This is a genomic window from Pseudomonas sp. 01L34 (assembly GCF_056400265.1).
Genome location: NZ_JBFTSX010000007.1, coordinates 252,095 through 274,111 on the forward strand (window position 1 = coordinate 252,095; position 22,017 = coordinate 274,111).

Below are 22,017 nucleotides of genomic sequence, written 5' to 3' on the forward strand. Positions count from 1 at the left end.
AATGGTGCTAACAAGTTTTTCACTGTCGGTTCACAACCCGACTACAGCGTTCAAGAGAAACTTTCGCGCGATTGATATAGGGAATGTAGATAATGGATTGTTTGAAGACGGCGCCAATGCGCTTTCTGCTACTGGTAACCGGTTCCTGGCTGGTCATTTTTCTCCTGACCCGAAGCGTTCTGCTCCTCACTCACCTGGATGAGGCCGGCAGCGGGCTCCTGTCCGTGTTTGGCATCGGCCTGCTTTATGACCTGGGTTTCATTGCCTACGCGGCGCTGCCCATGGGCCTCTATCTGCTGCTATGCCCGCCGGCCTTGTGGCGCCGCCGTGGCCATCGCTGGTTCCTTCAGGGCCTGCTGACCGTCAGCCTGTTCGCCATGCTGTTCACGTCGGTGGCCGAATGGCTGTTCTGGGATGAGTTCGGTGTGCGTTTCAACTTTATCGCCGTCGATTACCTGGTCTACTCCGACGAAGTGCTGAATAACCTGCTGGAGTCGTACCCGATCGGCAAGCTGCTGAGCCTGCTCGCGGTGCTGGCCGTGGTCCTGAGCCTTGCGCTGCGCAAATCCTTCAACGCTGCGCTGGACGCACCATTGCCTGCCATGCGCGGGCGTCTGCTGAATGCGCTCGGCCTGCTGATCGTCGCGGGCCTGAGCGCGCAACTGCTCAGCCAGGATGCGCCGCGCGCTCAGGGCGGCAATGCCTATCAGAACGAACTGGCGAGCAATGGCCCGTACCAGTTCTTCGCCGCCTTTCGCAATAACGAACTGGATTACCCGCAGTTCTACAGCACCCTGCCGACCTCCGTCGTCGCGCAACAGATTCGCGCTGAACTGACCGAGCCCAACGCTCGCTTCATCGGCGAGGATCCGCAGGACATCCGCCGGATGATCGATAATCCCGGCACCGAACGAAAACCCAACATCGTGCTGGTCACCATCGAAAGCTTCAGTGCCAAGTACATGGGCAGCAATGGCGACGATCGCAACCTGACACCAAACCTCGATGCCTTGCGCAAACAAAGCCTGTACTTCAATAATTTCTACGCCACCGGCACCCGCACCGATCGCGGCCTGGAGGCCATCACCCTGGCCATTCCACCGACGCCGGGGCGCTCGATCGTCAAGCGCGTGGGTCGTGAAAGCGGATTCGCCAGCCTCGGCCAGCAACTTGGCGCCGTGGGTTACGACAGCGTATTCGTGTATGGCGGGCGCGGTTACTTCGACAACATGAACGCGTTCTTCAGCGGCAACGGCTATCGCGTCGTCGACCAGAGCAGCGTCGATGAATCAGAGATTCACTTCAAGAACGCCTGGGGAATGGCTGACGAAGACCTCTATAACCAGACCCTGAAACTGGCCGATGCCGACTACGCCAGGCAACAGCCGTTTCTACTGCAACTGATGACCACCTCCAACCATCGCCCCTACACCTACCCGGATAACCGTATCGATATCAAATCCGGTAACGGACGCGACGGTGCGGTGAAGTACACCGACTTCGCCATTGGTCAGTTCCTCGATCAGGCGCGCAAAAAACCCTGGTTCGATAATACAATCTTCGTCTTCGTTGCCGACCACACGGCTGGCAGCGCCGGCAAAGAAGACTTGCCGATCAGCAACTATCAGATTCCGCTGTTCATCTATGCACCGAAGCTGATCGACGCTCGGGAAACCGCACAGCTGGCCAGTCAGATCGACCTTGCGCCAACGTTGCTCGGGCTGCTGAACCTGGATTACCAGTCGACGTTCTTCGGTCGCAACCTGTTGCAGGACAATCCACTGCCGCCGCGAGTGGTGGTGGGCAACTATCAACATCTGGGCTTGTTCGATGGTAAGGATTTAGCGATCCTGAGCCCGCGTGAGGGTCTGCGTCGCCACGACGATGCACTGACCGACAGTCGCGAATCACAGGCAACCACAGGTGATCCGTTGATCACCCGCGCAATCACTTACTACCAAACTGCCAGTCATGGCTTCAAGCAACAGCTGCTCGGCTGGAAAGCGCCCACGGAGGGCATCCGCCAAGTCAGCGAACGTTAATCGAATGGCCCCGGGCTGATGCCCCGGGGTTTTTCCATTCATCAGGATCCACCATGTCATCAACCGCTGTCCGTCCCGTCTCCCGCCCGCTCAATTTCTGGCTGTGCCTGGGAGTGCCCGCCATTGCGGCGATCACCCTGATGCTGCTCGAGTTGACGTCCCTGGACATGGACCTTGCCAAGCTGTTCTATGATCCGGTCGCCGGTGCGTTCATCGGGCGCCACAGTTATTTCCTGGAAAACATCCTGCATGACCGGGCCAAGCAAGTGGTCATTGCCTTTTCGGTGTTCTCTATCCTCGGCTTTGTCAGTTCCTTTTTCATTGAAAGGCTCAAACCGTTCAAACGTGAAATGGGTTGCCTGGTGTTGTCTCTGGCGCTGTCAACCTCCTTTGTCACTCCGCTCAAAGCGGCAACGGCGGTGCAATGCCCATGGAGCCTGGAACAATTCGGCGGGCACGAAACCTACAGCGAACTGCTGAGTCCTCGCCCGCATACCGACAAGCCAGGCCGCTGCTGGCCCGGTGGTCATGCGGCGACCGGTTTCACCCTGTTTGCGTTGTTCTTTGTGTTGCGTGACCGACGCCCACGGCTGGCACGCTATGCGTTTATCTTCGCTTTCACGTTGGGCTCGGTGTTTTCCATCGGCCGGATGATGCAGGGCGCGCACTTCTTCTCGCACAACGTGTGGACGGCGATTTTCTGCTGGCTGTTTTGCCTGGGTGCGTACTACAACATCCTGTACCGGCCGGCCTCCAAGACTGAACAGGCGAACGAGGCAAAACCGGTCAGCGCCTGAACCGACGCCATTGCGAGCAAGCCCTGCTCCCACAGGTTTACGCAATCCACTGTGGGATCGTGGCTTGCCCGCGATGGATGGCCGCGACGCGATCTGCGGACCTACCAAAATGAAGGCAATAAAAAGCCCCGCCTGCTCGACGCAGGCGGGGCTTTTTTATAGGGGTAAGGCTGGCTTACATCATGCCGCCCATGCCACCCATACCGCCCATGTCTGGCATACCGCCGCCAGCTGCACCGTCTTTCTTCGGTGCTTCGGCAACAGCGGCCTCGGTGGTCAGGATCAGACCGCCAATCGAGGATGCAGCTTGCAGAGCCGAACGGGTCACCTTGGTTGGGTCCAGGATGCCCATTTCGATCATGTCGCCGTATTCGCTGGTGGCAGCGTTGTAACCGAAGTTACCCGCGCCTTGCTTGACCTTGTCGACAACCACGCTTGGCTCGTCGCCGGAGTTGGCAACGATCTGACGCAGTGGCGCTTCAACCGCACGACGCAGAACAGCGATACCGACGTCCTGATCGGCGTTGTCGCCTTTCAGTTCGCTGATGGCTTGCAGGGCACGGATCAGTGCCACGCCGCCGCCAGGTACCACGCCTTCTTCAACGGCTGCACGGGTAGCGTGCAGGGCGTCTTCAACGCGGGCTTTCTTCTCTTTCATTTCAACTTCGGAACCAGCGCCGACCTTGATCACTGCAACGCCGCCGGACAGTTTGGCCAGGCGCTCTTGCAGTTTTTCACGGTCGTAGTCGGACGAAGTGTCGGCCACTTGTTGACGGATCTGGGTCACGCGAGCCTGGATATCAGCCTCAACGCCGGCGCCGTCGATCACGGTGGTGTTTTCTTTGGACAGGATCACGCGCTTGGCATTACCCAGGTGTTCCAGGGTAGTGCTTTCCAGGCTCAGACCGATCTCTTCGGAGATCACGGTACCGCCGGTCAGAACAGCGATGTCCTGCAGCATGGCCTTGCGACGGTCGCCGAAGCCTGGAGCCTTGACGGCTGCGACTTTAACGATGCCACGCATGTTGTTCACAACCAGAGTCGCCAGGGCTTCGCCTTCAACGTCTTCGGCCACGATCAGCAGTGGACGGCCGGCTTTGGCAACGGCTTCCAGTACTGGCAGCATTTCGCGGATGTTCGAGATCTTTTTGTCGACCAGCAGGATCAGCGGACCGTCCAGCTCGGCAGTCATGGTCTCTGGCTTGTTGACGAAGTACGGGGACAGGTAGCCACGGTCGAACTGCATGCCTTCAACAACCGACAGTTCGTTTTCCAGGCCCGAGCCTTCTTCAACGGTGATCACGCCTTCTTTACCGACTTTTTCCATGGCTTCGGCAATGATGTCGCCGATGGAGTTGTCGGAGTTGGCCGAGATGGTACCTACCTGAGCGATTGCCTTGGTGTCAGCGCAAGGCTTGGACAGGGCTTTCAGTTCCTTGACGATCGCGATGGTCGCTTTGTCGATACCGCGCTTCAGGTCCATCGGGTTCATGCCGGCAGCGACGGCTTTCAGGCCTTCGTTGACGATCGACTGAGCCAGAACGGTAGCGGTGGTGGTACCGTCGCCTGCGTCATCGTTGGCACGGGAGGCAACGTCTTTGACCAGCTGCGCGCCCATGTTTTCGAAGCGGTCTTCGAGTTCGATTTCTTTGGCTACGGAAACGCCGTCCTTGGTGATGGTCGGAGCGCCGAAGCTCTTCTCGATGATCACGTTACGGCCTTTCGGGCCCAGGGTCGCTTTTACTGCGTCAGCCAGAACGTTGACACCGGTGAGCATTTTCTTGCGGGCGGAGTCGCCGAATTTAACTTCTTTAGCAGCCATGATCGATATTCCTTAAATACTTTGTAGTAGCGGGAAAATGAGCGGGGAATCAGCCTTCGACAACAGCGAGAATCTCGTTCTCAGCCATGATCACCAGGTCTTCGCCATCGACTTTCACAGTGTTGCTGCCGGAGTACGGGCCGAACACCACCTTGTCACCCACTTTCACGGACAGTGCACGCACTTCGCCGTTGTCCAGCACTTTGCCTGGGCCTACAGCTAGGACTTCACCCTGGTTTGGCTTCTCAGCAGCCGAACCTGGCAGGACGATACCGCCAGCGGTTTTCTTTTCTTCTTCGCTGCGACGGATAACGACGCGGTCATGCAGAGGACGAAGCTTCATTGTCGATCTCTCCTAATTGTGGTTTTCATCGGCCGGTGTAGTCCCGGCGGGTTTAACAAATCCGGCGGCGCCGGGTGCGGTTCGTCGAGCGAACCGCGGAAGTCTGTCTGGCGCAATTGCCAGAAACCTTGCGGTGACCGTTACATAAGGGCGCGCGAGCCTATTTCAAGGGCCGAGAGCGAAATTTTTACGTCGATACCCTGAAAATGAACACGGCACCCAAAGGTGCCGTGTCGATGGACATGTTACTTGGAGTCGCGGTGTTCGAACTCGCCTTCGATCACGTTAGGCTCACGGCCCAACGGCTGACGTGGAGCAGGACCGCCCCGCGGCTGAAGGTCATCGGCGAACGCACGCTGGCGCATCGCTTGTTCCTCGGCGCGCTGGCGCATTTTATTGGCCAGCAGTCGACGAGAGATCGGCAGCAACATAATCAGACCCAGCACGTCGGTGACGAAGCCCGGCAGAATCAACAGCCCCCCCGCCAGGGCCAGCATCAGGCCTTCGAGCATGGTCTGGGCCGGCAACTCGCCGCGGCTCAGGCTTTCACGAGCGCGCAGCGCAGTAGCCAGACCGGCGATACGCAGCACGAACACGCCGAGCATCGAGCCGAGAATGATCAGCAGCAGGGCCGGGAAAAACCCGATCGCTCCGCTGACCTTGACGAATACGAACAGCTCCAACACCGGAAACAGTACAAAGAGCAACAAAAAAGGGCGCATCAAATGGTTCCTCAACGCAAGTAAGCCTTGCCAGTGTTCCTTAGATGACGTCGCCGTTTCGTGAATTCAAGCATCGGCCACTTGATTTTTCGGCCAATGTTCGGCGTGAGCCAGGAAAACCAAGGCTTCCCGGACTTGTGTCGGCGTATTACAAGGCGCTTGAAACGGCAGCCAGTAGAGCCCCTGGCCGATGCGCAAGTGCATGCCTTCGCTGTCGATGCCGACCAATTGCGCCGGCACGGTTTTCGGCAGGCCCGCCAAGTCGACATAGTGGGCGATGGCTTTGGCGTGATCGGCATTCATGTGCTCGACCATGCTCACTTCGGCCTTGCCGGCGAACGGGTTGGCGAGGGTCAGTTGGTCGACCCAGTGAATCGCGCCGAAGCCGCCGATGTAACGGTGGCGTACCGGTTTGAGCACCCAGAAATCGAAATCGTGGGCCTTGTGATAGTTCTGCGAATCCGGGAAATAGCGGTAGTAACGCTCGGCTGCCGCTTCGATGGCTGCGGTGTCCTCGAGTTTTTCCCCTTCGGCCAGGTAGGTCAGCCGACCAACGGCTTGCACGTCTTCGGCCTCGCGTTCACCCACCAGCAGCGAGCATTTCGGATCCTTCAGCAGGTTGTGAGTGTGCTGAGCGATGCGGCTGATAAGGATCAGCGGCCGGCCCTGTTCGTCCAGACAGTACGGAACCACGGAGCCAAACGGGAAACCGGGCATCGCTTTGGAGTGCGTCGAGAGCACTCCACGGTATTCCTTGAGAAGCAATTCTCGGGCATGCTTAGCCACTACAACGCTCAATTTATGACTCCTTATATAGATTCCGTCGAAAAAACGGACAGGCGTTTGGGTGAAAGTTCCAGTACGCCACAGGGGCAGTTCTCATGTGCAGCCAGGCCACATCAGGCTCAGATCGAGAGGCCCTCTAGAAGGAGAAACACTCCGATCGGCTATGGGGCTATGCGAATGCAACTCACTGACAAAGTAATCATTATCACCGGCGGTTGCCAGGGTTTAGGCCGTTCCATGGCCGAGTATCTTGCAGGTCGTGGCGCCAAGCTGGCCCTGGTGGACCTGAACCAGGAAAAACTCGACGCCGCCGTCGCCGCTTGCAAGGCCAAGGGTGTCGAGGCCCGTGCCTACTTGTGCAACGTCGCCGATGAAGAGCAAGTGACCCACATGGTCAGCCAGGTGGCCGACGATTTCGGCGCGATCCATGGCCTGATCAACAACGCCGGCATTTTGCGTGACGGCCTGTTGCTGAAGGTCAAGGATGGCGAAATGACCAAGATGAGCCTGGCCCAATGGCAAGCGGTGATCGACGTCAATCTGACCGGCGTGTTCCTGTGCACCCGTGAAGTCGCGGCAAAAATGGTCGAGCTGAACAACAGCGGCGCGATCATCAATATCTCGTCGATCTCACGCGCCGGCAATATCGGCCAGACCAACTACTCCGCCGCCAAGGCCGGTGTCGCTGCGGCGACCGTGACCTGGGCCAAGGAACTGGCGCGCTACGGGATTCGCGTGGCGGGCATTGCGCCGGGCTTCATCGAAACTGAAATGACCCTGAGCATGAAACCTGAAGCGCTGGAAAAAATGACTTCCGGGATTCCGCTCAAGCGCATGGGCAAACCCGAAGAGATCGCCCAGTCGGCGGCCTACATTTTCGAGAATGACTACTACACCGGTCGGATTCTGGAGCTGGATGGCGGGTTGCGTATCTAAAGCAATATCAAAAGATCGCAGCCTCGTGTCGAGCGAAGCGAGGCTGCGATCTCTTTTCAGCGATTTAATCGTCGCTGACGGTGATGTTCGGCATCGCCGGCGTCGCAGCTTCCTGCAACACGATCCGCGCGCCGACATGGCGGGCCAGTTCCTGGTAAACCATCGCAATCTGGCTGTCAGGCTCGGCGATCACCGTTGGCTTGCCGCCATCGGCCTGTTCGCGGATCAGCATCGACAGCGGCAACGAAGCCAACAGTTCGACGTCGTACTGGTTGGCCAGCTTCGCACCCCCGCCCTCACCGAACAAATGCTCGGCATGCCCGCAGTTGGAGCAGATGTGCACGGCCATGTTTTCGACCACGCCCAGCACCGGGATGTTGACCTTGCGGAACATTTCCACGCCCTTGCGCGCATCCAGCAATGCCAGATCCTGCGGGGTGGTCACGATCACCGCACCGGCCACCGGGACTTTTTGCGCCAGGGTCAACTGGATGTCGCCGGTGCCTGGCGGCATGTCGATGACCAGGTAATCCAGGTCGCCCCAGGCCGTTTGCGTGACCAGTTGCAACAAGGCGCCGGACACCATCGGCCCACGCCAGACCATCGGCGTGTTGTCGTCGGTCAGGAAGGCCATGGACATCACTTCGACGCCATGGGACTCGATCGGAATGAACCATTTCTGATCCTTGACCTGAGGACGGGTGCCTTCAGGGATGCCGAACATGATGCCCTGGCTCGGACCGTAGATGTCCGCGTCGAGAATCCCCACTTTGGCACCTTCACGAGCCAACGCCAGCGCCAGGTTGGCGGCCGTGGTGGATTTGCCCACGCCTCCCTTTCCAGACGCCACGGCCACCACGTTTTTGACGTTGGCCAACCCCGGAATCTGTGCCTGGGCCTTGTGCGCGGCAATCACGCTGGTGATCTCGACACGGGCAGTGACCACGCCATCCAGGCCCTCGATGGCCATCTGCAACAACTGCGCCCAGCCACTCTTGAACAGACCGGCGGCGTAACCCAGTTCCAGCTGGACGCTGACGCGATCGCCCTGAACATCGATGCTGCGCACGCACCCGGCGCTGACCGGGTCCTGGTTCAGATAAGGGTCGGTGTATTGGCGAAGGACGGCTTCCACCGCTGCGCGATTGACGGCGCTCATGGGCAACTCCGATAGCAAGACTGAAAATCAGGCGGGTATCCTACGCCGGACACACATTTGTGGCGACAGAATACCGTGGCGAACAGGTTTACCTGTGGCGAGGGGGCTTGCCCCCGTTGGGGCGCGAAGCGGCCCTAAGTGTTTTTTGCCTGGAATACCGTGCTGACTTGCTTTACGACGGCTGCGCCGCCGAACGGGGGCAAGCCCCCTCGCCACAGGTTATGGCAGTCGATGCATCCGGAAACAGGCCCGAAGGGTGAAAAATATGCGCCGGCGCTTTATAGTGGCCGACCTCCGTTTCATCAAGTAGCCGAGCCCCATGTCCGAGCCACGCAAGATCCTCGTCACCAGCGCCCTGCCCTATGCCAATGGTTCGATCCACCTCGGCCATATGCTGGAATACATCCAGACCGATATGTGGGTGCGCTTCCAGAAGCATCGCGGTAACCAATGCATTTATGTCTGCGCCGACGACGCCCACGGTTCGGCCATCATGCTGCGCGCGGAAAAGGAAGGCATCACCCCGGAACAACTGATCGCCAACGTCCAGGCTGAACACAGCGCCGACTTTGCCGAGTTCCTGGTGGACTTCGACAACTTCCACTCCACTCACGCCGAAGAAAACCGTGAGCTGTCGAGCCAGATCTACCTGAAGCTGCGCGACGCCGGGCACATCGCCACGCGCTCGATCACGCAGTACTTCGACCCGGAAAAGAAAATGTTCCTGGCCGACCGCTTCATCAAGGGCACCTGCCCGAAATGCGGCACCGAAGACCAGTACGGCGACAACTGCGAAAAATGCGGTGCAACCTACGCGCCGACCGACCTCAAAGATCCGAAGTCGGCGATCTCCGGCGCCACGCCGGTGCTCAAGGATTCCCAGCACTTCTTCTTCAAGCTGCCGGACTTCCAGGAAATGCTGCAAGCCTGGACCCGCAGCGGCACCTTGCAAGAGGCCGTGGCCAACAAGATCGCCGAATGGCTGGACGCCGGCCTGCAACAGTGGGACATCTCCCGCGATGCGCCGTACTTCGGCTTCGAAATTCCCGATGAGCCGGGCAAGTACTTCTACGTGTGGCTGGACGCGCCGATCGGCTACATGGCCAGCTTCAAGAACCTGTGCAACCGTACGCCTGCACTTGATTTCGACGCGTTCTGGGGCAAGGACTCCACCGCCGAGCTGTACCACTTCATCGGCAAGGACATCGTCAACTTTCACGCCCTGTTCTGGCCAGCGATGCTCGAAGGCGCCGGTTTCCGTAAACCGACCGGCATCAACGTGCACGGCTACCTGACCGTCAACGGTCAGAAGATGTCCAAGTCCCGCGGCACCTTCATCAAGGCCCGGACCTATCTGGATCACCTGTCGCCGGAATACCTGCGCTACTACTACGCAGCCAAGCTGAGCCGTGGCGTCGATGACCTGGACCTGAACCTCGAAGACTTCGTGCAGAAGGTCAACTCGGACCTGGTCGGCAAAGTCGTCAACATCGCCAGCCGTTGCGCCGGTTTCATCAACAAAGGCAACGCTGGCGTGCTGGTGGCCGGCAACGCCGCGCCAGAGCTGACCGAAGCGTTCCTGGCCGCAGCACCGAGCATCGCCGAAGCCTACGAGGCGCGTGACTTCGCCCGGGCCATGCGCGAAATCATGGGCCTGGCCGACCGAGCCAACGCCTGGATCGCCGACAAGGCGCCATGGTCGCTGAACAAACAGGAAGGCAAGCAGGATGAAGTCCAGGCCATTTGCGCCCTGGGTATCAACCTGTTCCGCCAATTGGTGATTTTCCTCAAGCCGGTGCTGCCGCTGCTGGCCGCCGATGCCGAGGCGTTCCTGAACGTCGCACCGCTGACCTGGAACGACCACGCCACCTTGCTCAGCAACCATCAGCTGAACGAGTTCAAACCGTTGATGACCCGCATCGACCCGGTAAAAGTGCAAGCCATGACCGACGCCTCGAAAGAAGACCTGACCGCCAGCCAGACCGACACCGGCGAAGCTGCCGCGCCTCAAGGCAACGGCGAACTGGCCAAGGATCCGCTGTCGCCGGAGATCGAGTTCGATACCTTTGCCGCGGTCGACCTGCGCGTCGCCCTGATCCTCAAGGCCGAAGCCGTCGAAGGTGCCGACAAACTGCTGCGCCTGACCCTGGACATCGGTGACGAGCAACGCAACGTGCTCTCCGGCATCAAGAGCGCCTACCCGGACCCGGCCAAGCTTGAAGGTCGCCTGACCATGATGATTGCCAACCTCAAGCCCCGCAAAATGAAATTCGGGATCTCCGAAGGCATGGTGATGGCGGCCGGCCCTGGTGGCGAAGAAATCTATCTGCTGAGCCCCGACAGTGGCGCCAAGCCAGGTCAGCGCATCAAGTAAGGTCCTGCGCTAAACCGATCCCACAGTCGTGCCCGGCGCGACTGTGGGATTTTCATATCTGGCCCACCCTCCTTCCTTGCCGGATAATGCCTAATCTCTTTTTAGAGAGCCCCTTAAGAAAGCCCTGTTCTTACCGGCACGATCATGACCGAACTGCTTCTTACGCTTATCAGCGCTGCCCTGATCAACAACCTCGTGTTGCACTGGCCGCTGGGCGTCGATCCGGTGCTGGGCAGCGAGCGGCGACAAGTGCATGCATTGGGCATCGCGACGACGTGCCTGATGCTGATCGTCGGCACGCTCGGCCATGCGCTCTACCACTGGCTGCTGGTGCCGCTGGGGCTGACGTCGCTGCGACTGTTCGTATTCCTGCCGCTGAGCGTTCTGCTGATCGGCCCGCTGCTGAAACTGCTTCCACGGTTATTCGCCAAGCTTTCATTCGAGGGTCTCTGGCCCCTGCTGCTGGGCAATGCCGGCGTGCTTGGGCTGACCCTGCTCAACGCTCAGGACGACAAGGGACTTTTCCACGCCATAGCCTTGAGCCTCGGTGCCGGGCTGGGTTTCTGGCTGGTGCTGAGCCTGTTCAGCGACTTGCGCCAACGCACACTCGATAACGATGTCCCCCTGCCCTTTCGCGGCCTGCCGATCGAATTGATCGGCGCCGGATTGATCGCAGTGGTTTTTCTCGGATTCAGCGGGCTGATCAAAACATGAGTCTGATTCAACGCATCGATGCCCTCTTGCCGCAGACCCAATGCGGCAAGTGTGGCCACCCCGGATGCAAACCGTACGCCGAAGGCATCGCCAGCGGCGAGCCGATCAACAAGTGCCCACCGGGCGGCAGCGAAACCATCGCGGCCCTCGCCGAGCTGCTGAAAGTGCCGGTGCTGGAACTGGACGTCAGTCGCGGTTCGGCACCGGCGCAAATCGCGTACATCCGCGAAGCCGAATGCATCGGCTGCACCAAATGCATTCAGGCCTGCCCGGTCGACGCGATTGTCGGCGCGGCGAAATTCATGCACACGGTCATCGTCGACGAATGCACCGGTTGCGACCTCTGCGTGGCGCCCTGCCCGGTGGATTGCATCGAGATGCATCCGCTACCGCTGGCCACGCTGCCGATTGTCGGTGGGCTGGCGTTCAGCCTGGAGGAGCAACAGGCCCGGGCCGCCAAGCGCAACCGCGCGCGACGTCGCTTCGAACAGCGCAATGCCCGCCTACATCGCGAAGAGGAACAGAAACTCGCCGAACGTCAGGCCCGCGCCCAACGCGCCGTGCAGCACAGTGAAGTGACGCTCGACCCGGTTCAGGCCGCGCTCGAGCGCGTGCGTGCGCAGAAGGCCGCCAATGCCGATGCGGCGCTGAAAAAGGCCAAGGTCGATCTGGCGATGAGTCGGGCGCAGCTGAATAAATCGCTCAAGGCCTTCGGGCATCCACCGACCTTCGAACAGCAATCGCAACTGATCGTGCTGCAACAGCAGTTCGAAGCTGCCGAACAGGCGCTGTTGCTGCTGGAAAGCAGTGCACCGGTGGTAGCTACTCCACCTGTTCCGACAAACGATGCCGAGCTGAAACGGGCGAAGATCCAGTTGGCCATGCGCCGCGCCGAACTCAAGAAGGCTCAAACAAACGAAGCGCCGGCCGAACAGATCACAGCATTGCAACATGCGCTCAGCGAAGCCGAGCGGCAGGTGGATGCCTATGCCGCCCCTTGAATCGGTGGATGAACGCCTTCAGCAGGCCATGAAGCTGGTGTTGCTGGCCACCCTGCCGGGAATGCTGATGTTGTTCTGGCTGTACGGTTGGGGCGTGTTGATCAACCTGATTCTGACGGCAGCTACTGCACTGGCCGTTGAAGCAGCGGTGTTACAGCTGCGCAAGCAACCTGTAAAACCGACAGTGAGCGATGGCAGTGCGCTGGTCAGCGCGACCCTGTTGGCCCTGGCCTTGCCGCCTTATTGCCCGTGGTGGCTGACGGTCAGCGCAGCGGCATTCGGACTTTTTTTCGGCAAGCACCTGTATGGCGGCGTCGGCAGGAATCCGTTCAACCCGGCGATGCTCGGTTTCGCCCTGGCTTCAGTGACGTTTCCTCAGCAAATGACCCATTGGCCGTCGTCCCATGGCATGGACTTCCTCGCTGGCCTGCAACAAGTGTTCGGCTTCAACCTCGGCCAGACACCAGACGCGTGGGCCCAGGCCACCGCGCTGGACAGCCTGCGAATCAACAAAAGCCTGACCATGGACGAACTGTTTGCCGGCAACCCGGCATTCGGCCATTTCGGCGGCCGGGGCGTGGAATGGGTCAACCTGGCCTTCCTGGCCGGCGGCGCGTTTCTGCTGCAACGGCGGGTGTTCAGCTGGCATGCGCCGGTCGGCATGCTCGCCAGCCTGTTCGTCATCAGCCTGTTGTGCTGGAACGGTTCGGGCTCCGATTCCCATGGCTCGCCACTCTTCCATCTGCTCACTGGCGCGAGCATGCTGGGTGCCTTCTTCATCGTGACGGAACCGGTATCCGGCGCGAAAAACCCCACGGCCCGGTTGCTGTTCGGCGCCGGAGTGGGGCTGCTGACTTACTTGATTCGCACGTGGGGCGGCTATCCCGACGGGGTGGCTTTTGCCGTCCTGCTGATGAACCTCTGTGTACCGGCGCTGGAGCGGTTTGCTGCCTCCAGACAAGCGCAGGTCAGCCCATGAACCGAGCGACAAGCGTTGTGACCCTGGTATTACTGGCAGGCCTGGGGACAGGCGCGACTTACCTCGCGCAGTACACCAGCGCCGCACGCATTGCCGCTGAACAACGCCTGATCGACAGCCGCAATTTGCTGGATCTGCTAGCGCCCGACAGCTACGACAATCAGCCACTGGAACACCCCCTCAACGTCGAAAAAACACGCCTGCCCAACAGCACGCTGCTGAATGGCTATCTGGCGTCCAAGGCCGGCCAACCGAGCGCGGTATTGCTGCGCAGCCAGACACTGGGCTACGCCGGCGCCATCGATTTGCTGATCGCCATCGACCCCCATGGCACGTTGCTGGGGGTCAAAACCCTCAAGCAATCGGAAACCCCGGGGCTGGGCGGCAAGCTCGCCGACTGGCCCAATGCCTGGCTGCAAGTGTTTACCGGCAAGTCTCTAGGCGAACCAAGCGACACTGGCTGGGCCTTGAAAAAGGACCGAGGGCAATTCGATCAGATCGCAGGCGCGACCATCACCTCAAGAGCGGTGATCAATGCCACCCACGATGCATTGCGTTACTTCGATGAACACCGGCAACCGCTGATCGGGAGCAGCGCCCATGAATAAGTCATCAACCCTGCAGAACTCGCTGATGCTTGCGCCTCTGATCGGCGTCACTGATTCGTTGGTAACGGCTCTAGGCCTGTGGCTGATGTTCGCTCTGGTGCTCAGTGTTTATGACGTGAGCATGGGTATCTTGCGCTCACGACTGATTCCGGCAACCCATTTACTGGCCTGCCTCCTGCTGGCTGCCACACTGACCAGTTGTGTAGAACTCGCCATGCAAGCCTGGTCGCTTCAATGGCACCAGCATCTGGGGTTCTATACCGGATTGATCGCCTTGCAATGCGTGGTGCTGGAACATAACGGTTTTTTCCAGGGCACAAGGCGTGACCGCCTGCGCCTGTGCGGCCTGTTCGGCGCCTTGATGATTGGCCTGGGCCTGCTCCGCGAGCTTATCGGCAACGGGACACTGGGTAGCCATCTGCCCTGGCTGACCGCTGCCATGCAACCGGACTGGCAAGGTTGGGTGCTCACCGCTGACGGTGGCCTGCGCTTGGCCACGCTGGCCCCCGGCGGGTTTATTCTGCTGGGGCTGCTGATCGCCGCACGTCAGGCCTGGACCCGCCCCTCCCCCACATTGACCTCCTTCGAGGAAACGCATCGCCCATGAATGCCGCAAAACGTCTGGAAATTTTCCGCAGGTTTCACGAAGACAATCCTGAACCGAAGACCGAGCTGGCCTATTCCTCGCCGTTCGAACTGCTGATTGCCGTGATTCTCTCGGCGCAATCGACCGATGTCGGCGTCAACAAGGCCACCGCCAAACTGTTTCCGGTGGCCAATACGCCGGCGGCGATTTATGCCTTGGGCGTTGAAGGATTATCGGAGTACATCAAGACCATCGGCCTGTATAACAGCAAAGCAAAAAACGTGATCGAAACCTGTCGCTTGCTGGTAGAGCGCCATGGCGGTGAAGTACCGCAGACCCGCGAAGCGCTGGAAGCGTTGCCCGGCGTCGGCCGCAAGACCGCCAATGTGGTGCTCAATACCGCCTTTCGTCAGCTGACCATGGCCGTGGACACCCACATTTTCCGGGTCAGCAACCGTACCGGCATTGCTCCGGGCAAGAATGTGGTCGAGGTGGAGCAGAAACTGATGAAATTCGTGCCGAAGGAGTATCTGCTCGACGCCCATCACTGGCTGATTCTCCACGGACGCTACGTTTGCCTGGCCCGCAAGCCGCGTTGTGGCAGCTGCCGGATCGAGGACTTATGCGAATACAAGCAAAAGACCTCGGACGATTGAGGCTCTATTAGTTTTCTTGATTAGCCGATTGAAAAAATCTTTTTTACCCGCCGGGAAATTGTCGATATAAGGAGCGCCAAAGGCAGTCTTAGCCTGGAGTTAACCTTATGAGCACTGGCAAAGAGCAATTGGACGTAGAAGACGACTTCACCGCCGTTGAGGCCGATGACGCAGAACCGGTGGTGGAAGTAGCGAAGACCAACCTGAGCAAACGCCGCACCATCGACAATCTGCTGGAGGAGCGCCGATTGCAAAAGCAATTGGCCGATTACGATTTTGACCTATGACACCTAAAAGCCTCCCGAAACGGAGGCTTTTTACTAAGTGCCCATCCCCGACAAACGCCCGCTCATCGCCCCTCGTCAAACGCTGGCATACTCATACCAGGCCATTACGTTGAGCCAATTCAATAAGATCGACCAGTGAGCGAGCATTGAGCTTCAGCAACAGGCGAGTCTTGTAAGTACTGACGGTTTTATTGCTGAGGAACATCCCATCGGCGATTTCCTTGTTTGTCTTTCCTCGGGCCAACTGCTGAAGGACCATCATTTCCCGCCCGGACAAACGATCCACCATATCGGCTTCACTGGCATTCCCAAGACTGGAGCGCACAGTATGCAGCGCCTGATTAGGAAAGTAGCTATAACCTGACAATACAGCCTTTATTGCACTGAGCAACTCAGTAAGGTCCTGTTGTTTACAGACATATCCGGCGGCACCCGATTGCATACAACGCATGGAAAAATGTCCTGGAGCCTGGGACGTCAATATCAGCACTTTAAGAGGCATCGCCGCCGAGGTCAGGCGCGCGATAACTTCCAACCCATCCAGCTTCGGTATTCCAATATCCAGGATAACGATATCCGGCATAAGTTCACGAGCAAGTTGCAATGCATCCACGCCATTGTCTGTTTCTGCAATGACTTCGTAGCCATGACGCTCCATTAGCATACGTACCGCAAGACGAATGACGGGGTGATCATCCACGATCAGCACTTTATTCATGGGCAATTCCAATTTTCGCTGTTCGAATTTTTAGAGCCCGCACCATAGCCTAGTCGTTTCACCCATGGCATGCCGTCCCCCTCGACCACTCGCACCGAGAGACATTACCTACAAACAACACGGATTATTCCTACAAGAAATCATTGCGCATGATGAGCCAGGGATTTTATTGGCCGAACACTGCTAAACGCTTCGACAATGTCTTTGTAACAATTCACACCCCAAAAAAACAGAGTTCAACGCCCTTGGTCCGACAGACCGCGACTATTAAGCTACCCTTAAAGGTAACGAGTATCTTGCAGAATTTTACATAACCCGGCCCGAACCACTCGAAAAAACTTACATACAGCAACACTTCACAACCCAAACAAACCCACACAACTTTAAAACAAATAAACAGCCATACCCAGACCCAGAACAATACAGTTACTATATCAACCTCAACCACACAACAAAAAGAAACTTAAAATAACAAATACAAAAAAACACACTCATACATGCATCAACACCAAAGCACACCCTATAAACCAACAGAGAAAAAGATAATACCTAATGAGTAAAAAACATGACAAAACTCAAAAAAAGAATCACCAACCCCATGACAATCATTGCAATATTTGCAGCACTGTCCGAAACATCAGCTGCTGTATCGCTGCCCTTTCTTGACCACAAGGAGAGAGAACTCTACATCTGGTTTCTGATCAGCTTTCCCTTTTATTTGCTTTTTCTTTTCTTCGCCACACTTAACTTCAATTATCGATCGCTTTACGCGCCCTCCGATTTCGAGAAGGGAAAGCATTTTATAAAAGTCATGGACAACGCTGATCACTCTGGAAACAGCACTTCCAGTGTGTCGCCTGAACGCTCGGTCCAACACCATGTGCAGCTGCCCTCGCCGCTAAAGGATCTGCACATCATTGATGCACGCTGGATAACCAAAAAAATGGGGTTCAGCGCCCTGATGGAGAGTATCCAGCACGCTCCGGATAATCCTGCACACGTGATCGTATTTCTCACGTGTGCCGATTCGGAGGTAGTGCTGAAGGACAGTGCGCTCAAACACTGGAAACAACTAAAGAAACGTAGCAACGCAACGTTCTGTGTTTCTTACAATTTGAGCTCACATGGCGTGACGATCATGGGCTAGGTTTTGACCCGTCGCACAGAGCAAGGCAGCCCTTGAAGTGAGATCAAAGGCAGGCAGCAAAAGGAACGGTTGGAAGAAACCAGCAGAAAGCGAAACGTAATATGCAGCAGCCCTTTTTCAGAACTGTGGCCTTGTCATCGACAAGGCCACAGTTCCATTACCGCATCAAAGGTCTCAGAACAGCTTGCGGCCTTTGTTCGCCGCGATACGCATGCGCAAGGCGTTGAGCTTGATGAAGCCCGCCGCATCGGCCTGGTTGTAGGCGCCGCCATCTTCCTCGAAGGTCGCGATGTTGGCGTCGAACAACGACTCGTCGGACTTGCGTCCGGTAACGATCACGTTGCCCTTGTACAGTTTCAGGCGCACTACGCCGTTCACGTGGGCCTGGGAAGCATCGATCATCTGTTGCAGCATCAGACGCTCTGGGCTCCACCAGTAGCCGGTGTAGATCAGACTGGCGTATTTAGGCATCAGCTCGTCTTTGAGGTGAGCCACTTCGCGGTCCAGGGTGATCGATTCGATCGCACGGTGAGCGCGCAGCATGATGGTGCCGCCAGGCGTCTCGTAGCAGCCACGGGATTTCATGCCCACATAGCGGTTTTCGACGATATCCAGACGGCCGATACCATGTTCGCCACCGATACGGTTCAAGGTCGCCAGCACGGTGGCCGGGGTCATTTCGACACCGTCCAGTGCAACGATGTCGCCGTTGCGGTAGGTCAGTTCCAGGTACTGCGGTTTGTCGGGAGCTTTCTCCGGGGAGACGGTCCAGCGCCACATGTCTTCTTCGTGCTCGGTCCAGGTGTCTTCCAGCACGCCGCCTTCATAGGAGATGTGCAGCAGGTTGGCATCCATCGAGTACGGGGATTTTTTCTTGCCGTGACGCTCGATCGGAATCGCGTGCTTCTCGGCGTAGTCCATCAGCTTCTCACGGGACAGCAGGTCCCATTCGCGCCATGGAGCGATCACTTTCACGCCTGGCTTCAAGGCGTAGGCGCCCAGTTCGAAACGAACCTGGTCGTTGCCCTTGCCGGTCGCGCCGTGGGAAATGGCGTCAGCACCGGTTTCGTTGGCGATTTCGATCAGGCGTTTGGCGATCAACGGACGAGCGATGGAAGTACCCAGCAGGTACTCGCCTTCGTAAACGGTGTTGGCGCGGAACATCGGGAACACGAAATCACGCACGAATTCTTCGCGCAGATCGTCGATATAGATTTCTTTTACGCCCATGGCCTGTGCCTTGGCGCGGGCCGGTTCGACCTCTTCGCCCTGACCCAGGTCAGCGGTGAAGGTCACTACTTCACAGTTATATGTATCCTGCAGCCACTTGAGGATCACCGAAGTGTCCAGGCCGCCGGAATACGCCAGAACGACCTTGTTTACGTCCGCCATGCCATCACTCCACGGGGTTCTACGGAAAGCTGTCAAGTCTACCGCTCATGCAGGATAATTTACAGAGGCGCGACAGCTTATGACGACGAAGCGACAGATTATGTCGAGCGAGCGACGAATTCAGCAGGTTCAGGAGGTCGTCGCGCTGCTCGCGGCGGCGGTGGCTTGAGGCGCAGGTTTCTCGGTCGGTGCGACCCGCTCGAGACGTACGGCAACCCGGCGGTTCTTCGCCCGGTTGGCGGCATTGTTGTTGGGCGCCAGCGGATAGCGCTCACCGTGAAAACGCAGGGTGATCTGCGATTCCTGCACACCATTGGCCTTGAAGAAATCCATCACCGCCAGCGCCCGGCGTCGTGACAGTTCACGGTTGGTCAGCCGGTTACCGCTATTGTCGGAATGGCCATCGAGTTCAATGTGGTTGACCGTCGGATCGGCCTTCATGAACTCCAGCATGACCTGCAACTGGGCCTTGGCCCTGGCATCGAGATCGATACCCTCCCCCGGAAAGCCGACCTCGGATTGCTTCACTTGCTCGAAATTCTGTGGCAACAGCTTGGCGACGCAACCCTGATAGTCACCATAGGCCTTGCTGAACTTGACCGGCAGCAGACGCACTTCAGACACCCGACCGTCGCCCGATGAGTGTCGTACGACCGGGCTGCGCCCCTCCATCAGCCCGCTGATCAGGCGCCCGGCCTGCACTTGCGAACTGTTGAACAGCACGTTGCCACTACCGATTCTCACCGAGCCCAGGTTAATGTCGCCACGCCCCGGCTGCCATGGCGCAGCCGCCGCCAGCAAGGTGGCGGAACCCCCACCGATCATTGAGTTGTAGGCCTTCAGTCGAAATGTCGCCTGCTCTCCGGCGCGCCGCACAAACTCACCCGAACCGAAATCGGTGATCGGTTGAGTCAGGCGGCATTCGAACTTGTCGCCTTCGACCGTCCACTCGATGCTCTCCAGGCGAGTCTGGAAAGTGAGCGCCATCGCGGGAAGGCTGGCAAACACACTGAGCAAGGCTAAATAACGCTGGCGCACGGGAGGCTCCACTGGCTTCTACGACAAAAAGACCGACACACATATTCACGGCCTGCCTGTTGGGTATCGGAAGCTTGTCGTAAAACTTGATAGCGAGTGCCTGGAAGAGTCTTTTCCGGTAGCATTCCCCTGAGTTTGACCCGCCTGGAATTCCCTCATGTCCGACCGCCTGACCCTGCTGCGTCCCGACGACTGGCACATTCATCTTCGCGATGGTGCCGTGTTGACCAATACCGTCGCGGATGTCGCGCGCACCTTTGGTCGCGCCATCATCATGCCCAACCTGGTACCTCCGGTGCGCAACGCTGCTGAAGCCGATGGCTATCGCCAGCGGATTCTCGCCGCACGTCCGGCCGGCAGCCGTTTCGAACCGCTGATGGTTCTGTACCTGACCGACCGCACCCAGCCCGAAGAAATTCGTGAGGCCAAGGCCAGCGGTTTCATTCACGCCGCCAAGCTGTACCCGGCAGGCGCGACCACCAATTCGGACTCTGGCGTCACCAGCATCGACAAGATTTTCCCTGCACTGGAGGCCATGGCCGAAGTCGGGATGCCCTTGCTGGTTCACGGTGAAGTCACCCGTGGCGATATCGACGTTTTCGATCGGGAAAAAATCTTCATCGATGAGCACATGCGTCGCGTGGTCGAGCGTTTCCCAACGCTCAAAGTGGTGTTCGAACACATCACCACCGCCGATGCCGTGCAGTTCGTCAACGCGGCTTCGGCCAACGTTGGCGCCACCATCACCGCGCATCACCTGCTGTACAACCGCAACCACATGCTGGTGGGTGGGATTCGGCCGCACTTCTATTGCCTGCCGATCCTCAAGCGCAATACCCACCAGGAAGCCCTGCTCGACGCCGCCACCAGCGGCAGCGACAAGTTCTTCCTCGGCACAGACTCGGCCCCCCATGCCCAGCACGCCAAAGAAGCGGCTTGCGGCTGTGCCGGTTGCTACACCGCTTATGCCGCGATCGAGATGTATGCCGAAGCCTTCGAACAGCGTAATGCGCTGGACAAGCTCGAAGCCTTCGCCAGCCTCAATGGCCCGCGTTTCTACGGTCTGCCGGCGAACACCGATCGCATCACCCTGGTCCGCGAAGAGTGGACCGCCCCAACCAGCCTGCCATTTGGCGAGCTGACCGTTATCCCGCTGCGCGCCGGTGAAAAACTGCGCTGGCGCCTGCTGGAGGAACACGCGTGAGTGAAGACCATTTCGACGACGAACAGGACGGTCAAGGCGGTGGAGGTGGTCCTCGTCATCCAATGGCTGCCAGATTCCGTGGTTACCTGCCGGTTGTCGTCGACGTAGAAACCGGTGGCTTCAACTCGGCCACCGACGCCCTGCTGGAAATTGCTGCAACCACTATCGCCATGGATGAAAAAGGGTTCGTGTACCCCGATCACACCTACTTCTTCCGGGTTGAGCCATTCGAAGGCGCCAACATCGAAGCAGCAGCCCTGGAATTCACCGGGATCAAACTCGATCACCCGTTGCGCATGGCAGTGAGTGAAGAAGCGGCGCTGACCGATATCTTCCGTGGCATTCGCAAGGCCCTGAAAGCCAACGGTTGCAAACGGGCGATTCTGGTCGGTCACAACAGCAGCTTCGACCTGGGTTTCCTCAACGCGGCAGTCGCGCGCCTGGACATGAAACGCAACCCGTTTCACCCGTTCTCCAGCTTCGACACCGCGACCCTCGCCGGTCTTGCCTACGGTCAAACCGTACTGGCCAAGGCCTGTCAGGCAGCGGACATCGACTTCGACGGTCGTGAGGCTCATTCGGCTCGCTACGACACCGAGAAGACTGCCGAGCTGTTCTGCGGCATCGTCAATCGCTGGAAACAGATGGGCGGCTGGGAAGACTACAACGACTGAGGCTGGTCGCCGGTTTATCCCGCCCATAAAAA

The 22,017-nt window shown here is 58.4% G+C and carries 22 protein-coding genes; 14 read left to right on the plus strand and 8 right to left on the minus strand.

Translation table 11 applies throughout. From position 1 onward, the window contains the following. Positions 1–92 precede the first annotated feature (92 nt). Positions 93–2,042 (plus strand): LTA synthase family protein, encoded by a 1,950-nt coding sequence (locus tag AC1DQM_RS22925; RefSeq protein WP_138866895.1) that lies wholly within the window; start codon positions 93–95, stop codon positions 2,040–2,042. 53 nt (positions 2,043–2,095) lie between these two features. Further along, complete coding sequence (locus tag AC1DQM_RS22930) at positions 2,096–2,839, plus strand: phosphatase PAP2 family protein (RefSeq protein WP_064616318.1); 744 nt, start codon at positions 2,096–2,098, stop codon at positions 2,837–2,839. Positions 2,840–3,014: 175 nt separating this feature from the next. Here AC1DQM_RS22930 and groL read toward each other — a convergent pair whose 3' ends face one another. The 4 genes from groL to AC1DQM_RS22950 form a co-directional block, all read right to left on the minus strand. Further along, complete coding sequence (gene groL / locus AC1DQM_RS22935; protein ID WP_018926587.1) at positions 3,015–4,661, minus strand: chaperonin GroEL; 1,647 nt, start codon at positions 4,659–4,661, stop codon at positions 3,015–3,017. 49 nt (positions 4,662–4,710) lie between these two features. Continuing rightward, the gene (locus tag AC1DQM_RS22940) at positions 4,711–5,004 is read right to left on the minus strand and encodes a co-chaperone GroES (protein ID WP_018926588.1); all 294 of its coding nucleotides are present in this window, start codon (positions 5,002–5,004) and stop codon (positions 4,711–4,713) included. A 245-nt stretch (positions 5,005–5,249) separates the two neighbouring features. Continuing rightward, on the minus strand, positions 5,250–5,726 hold the full coding sequence (locus AC1DQM_RS22945; RefSeq protein ID WP_019651370.1) for an FxsA family protein: 477 nt from the start codon (positions 5,724–5,726) through the stop codon (positions 5,250–5,252). Positions 5,727–5,792: 66 nt separating this feature from the next. Next, entirely contained in the window at positions 5,793–6,524 is a 732-nt protein-coding gene (locus tag AC1DQM_RS22950; RefSeq protein WP_026286457.1) for a HugZ family pyridoxamine 5'-phosphate oxidase, read from the minus strand. Positions 6,525–6,689: 165 nt separating this feature from the next. On the opposite strand from AC1DQM_RS22950, the gene AC1DQM_RS22955 reads away from it, so the two are divergent. Continuing rightward, positions 6,690–7,448 (plus strand): SDR family oxidoreductase, encoded by a 759-nt coding sequence (locus AC1DQM_RS22955; RefSeq protein WP_018926591.1) that lies wholly within the window; start codon positions 6,690–6,692, stop codon positions 7,446–7,448. Positions 7,449–7,512: 64 nt separating this feature from the next. Here the strand turns inward: AC1DQM_RS22955 and apbC are convergent, their stop codons facing one another. After that, the gene (gene apbC / locus AC1DQM_RS22960; protein WP_477746904.1) at positions 7,513–8,607 is read right to left on the minus strand and encodes an iron-sulfur cluster carrier protein ApbC; all 1,095 of its coding nucleotides are present in this window, start codon (positions 8,605–8,607) and stop codon (positions 7,513–7,515) included. A gap of 319 nt (positions 8,608–8,926) precedes the next feature. Between apbC and metG the strand changes: the two genes are divergently transcribed. The 8 genes from metG (at position 8,927) to AC1DQM_RS23000 (ending at position 15,812) form a co-directional block, all read left to right on the plus strand. Beyond that, the gene (gene metG, locus AC1DQM_RS22965) at positions 8,927–10,981 is read left to right on the plus strand and encodes a methionine--tRNA ligase (RefSeq protein WP_086946091.1); all 2,055 of its coding nucleotides are present in this window, start codon (positions 8,927–8,929) and stop codon (positions 10,979–10,981) included. A 144-nt stretch (positions 10,982–11,125) separates the two neighbouring features. Continuing rightward, the gene (locus AC1DQM_RS22970) at positions 11,126–11,695 is read left to right on the plus strand and encodes an electron transport complex protein RnfA (RefSeq protein ID WP_064616316.1); all 570 of its coding nucleotides are present in this window, start codon (positions 11,126–11,128) and stop codon (positions 11,693–11,695) included. Continuing rightward, the gene (gene rsxB, locus AC1DQM_RS22975; RefSeq protein ID WP_477746905.1) at positions 11,692–12,696 is read left to right on the plus strand and encodes an electron transport complex subunit RsxB; all 1,005 of its coding nucleotides are present in this window, start codon (positions 11,692–11,694) and stop codon (positions 12,694–12,696) included. The genes AC1DQM_RS22970 and rsxB overlap by 4 nt, the downstream gene beginning before the upstream one ends. Continuing rightward, entirely contained in the window at positions 12,683–13,675 is a 993-nt protein-coding gene (locus AC1DQM_RS22980; protein WP_018926597.1) for an RnfABCDGE type electron transport complex subunit D, read from the plus strand. The genes rsxB and AC1DQM_RS22980 overlap by 14 nt, the downstream gene beginning before the upstream one ends. Next, on the plus strand, positions 13,672–14,283 hold the full coding sequence (locus AC1DQM_RS22985; RefSeq protein WP_064616314.1) for an RnfABCDGE type electron transport complex subunit G: 612 nt from the start codon (positions 13,672–13,674) through the stop codon (positions 14,281–14,283). Before AC1DQM_RS22980 ends, AC1DQM_RS22985 begins: the two co-directional genes overlap by 4 nt. Next, the gene (locus AC1DQM_RS22990) at positions 14,276–14,890 is read left to right on the plus strand and encodes an Rnf-Nqr domain containing protein (RefSeq protein WP_018926599.1); all 615 of its coding nucleotides are present in this window, start codon (positions 14,276–14,278) and stop codon (positions 14,888–14,890) included. Before AC1DQM_RS22985 ends, AC1DQM_RS22990 begins: the two co-directional genes overlap by 8 nt. Then, positions 14,887–15,525 (plus strand): endonuclease III, encoded by a 639-nt coding sequence (gene nth / locus AC1DQM_RS22995; protein ID WP_018926600.1) that lies wholly within the window; start codon positions 14,887–14,889, stop codon positions 15,523–15,525. Before AC1DQM_RS22990 ends, nth begins: the two co-directional genes overlap by 4 nt. A 107-nt stretch (positions 15,526–15,632) precedes the next feature. Further along, positions 15,633–15,812 (plus strand): PA3496 family putative envelope integrity protein, encoded by a 180-nt coding sequence (locus tag AC1DQM_RS23000; protein ID WP_018926601.1) that lies wholly within the window; start codon positions 15,633–15,635, stop codon positions 15,810–15,812. A gap of 91 nt (positions 15,813–15,903) precedes the next feature. Here the strand turns inward: AC1DQM_RS23000 and AC1DQM_RS23005 are convergent, their stop codons facing one another. Further along, a complete protein-coding gene (locus AC1DQM_RS23005; RefSeq protein ID WP_018926602.1) occupies positions 15,904–16,530 on the minus strand; it encodes a response regulator transcription factor in 627 nt (208 codons plus the stop codon). Between the two features lie 565 nt (positions 16,531–17,095). On the opposite strand from AC1DQM_RS23005, the gene AC1DQM_RS23010 reads away from it, so the two are divergent. After that, the gene (locus AC1DQM_RS23010) at positions 17,096–17,677 is read left to right on the plus strand and encodes a hypothetical protein (protein ID WP_477746906.1); all 582 of its coding nucleotides are present in this window, start codon (positions 17,096–17,098) and stop codon (positions 17,675–17,677) included. Between the two features lie 174 nt (positions 17,678–17,851). Here AC1DQM_RS23010 and AC1DQM_RS23015 read toward each other — a convergent pair whose 3' ends face one another. After that, complete coding sequence (locus AC1DQM_RS23015; RefSeq protein WP_020799894.1) at positions 17,852–19,069, minus strand: argininosuccinate synthase; 1,218 nt, start codon at positions 19,067–19,069, stop codon at positions 17,852–17,854. A 129-nt stretch (positions 19,070–19,198) separates the two neighbouring features. After that, on the minus strand, positions 19,199–20,107 hold the full coding sequence (locus AC1DQM_RS23020) for a flagellar protein MotY (RefSeq protein ID WP_018926605.1): 909 nt from the start codon (positions 20,105–20,107) through the stop codon (positions 19,199–19,201). A gap of 157 nt (positions 20,108–20,264) precedes the next feature. Between AC1DQM_RS23020 and pyrC the strand changes: the two genes are divergently transcribed. After that, positions 20,265–21,311 (plus strand): dihydroorotase, encoded by a 1,047-nt coding sequence (pyrC, locus tag AC1DQM_RS23025; RefSeq protein ID WP_018926606.1) that lies wholly within the window; start codon positions 20,265–20,267, stop codon positions 21,309–21,311. Then, entirely contained in the window at positions 21,308–21,985 is a 678-nt protein-coding gene (gene rnt / locus AC1DQM_RS23030; RefSeq protein ID WP_007938919.1) for a ribonuclease T, read from the plus strand. Before pyrC ends, rnt begins: the two co-directional genes overlap by 4 nt. The last annotated feature ends 32 nt before the right edge of the window (positions 21,986–22,017 follow it).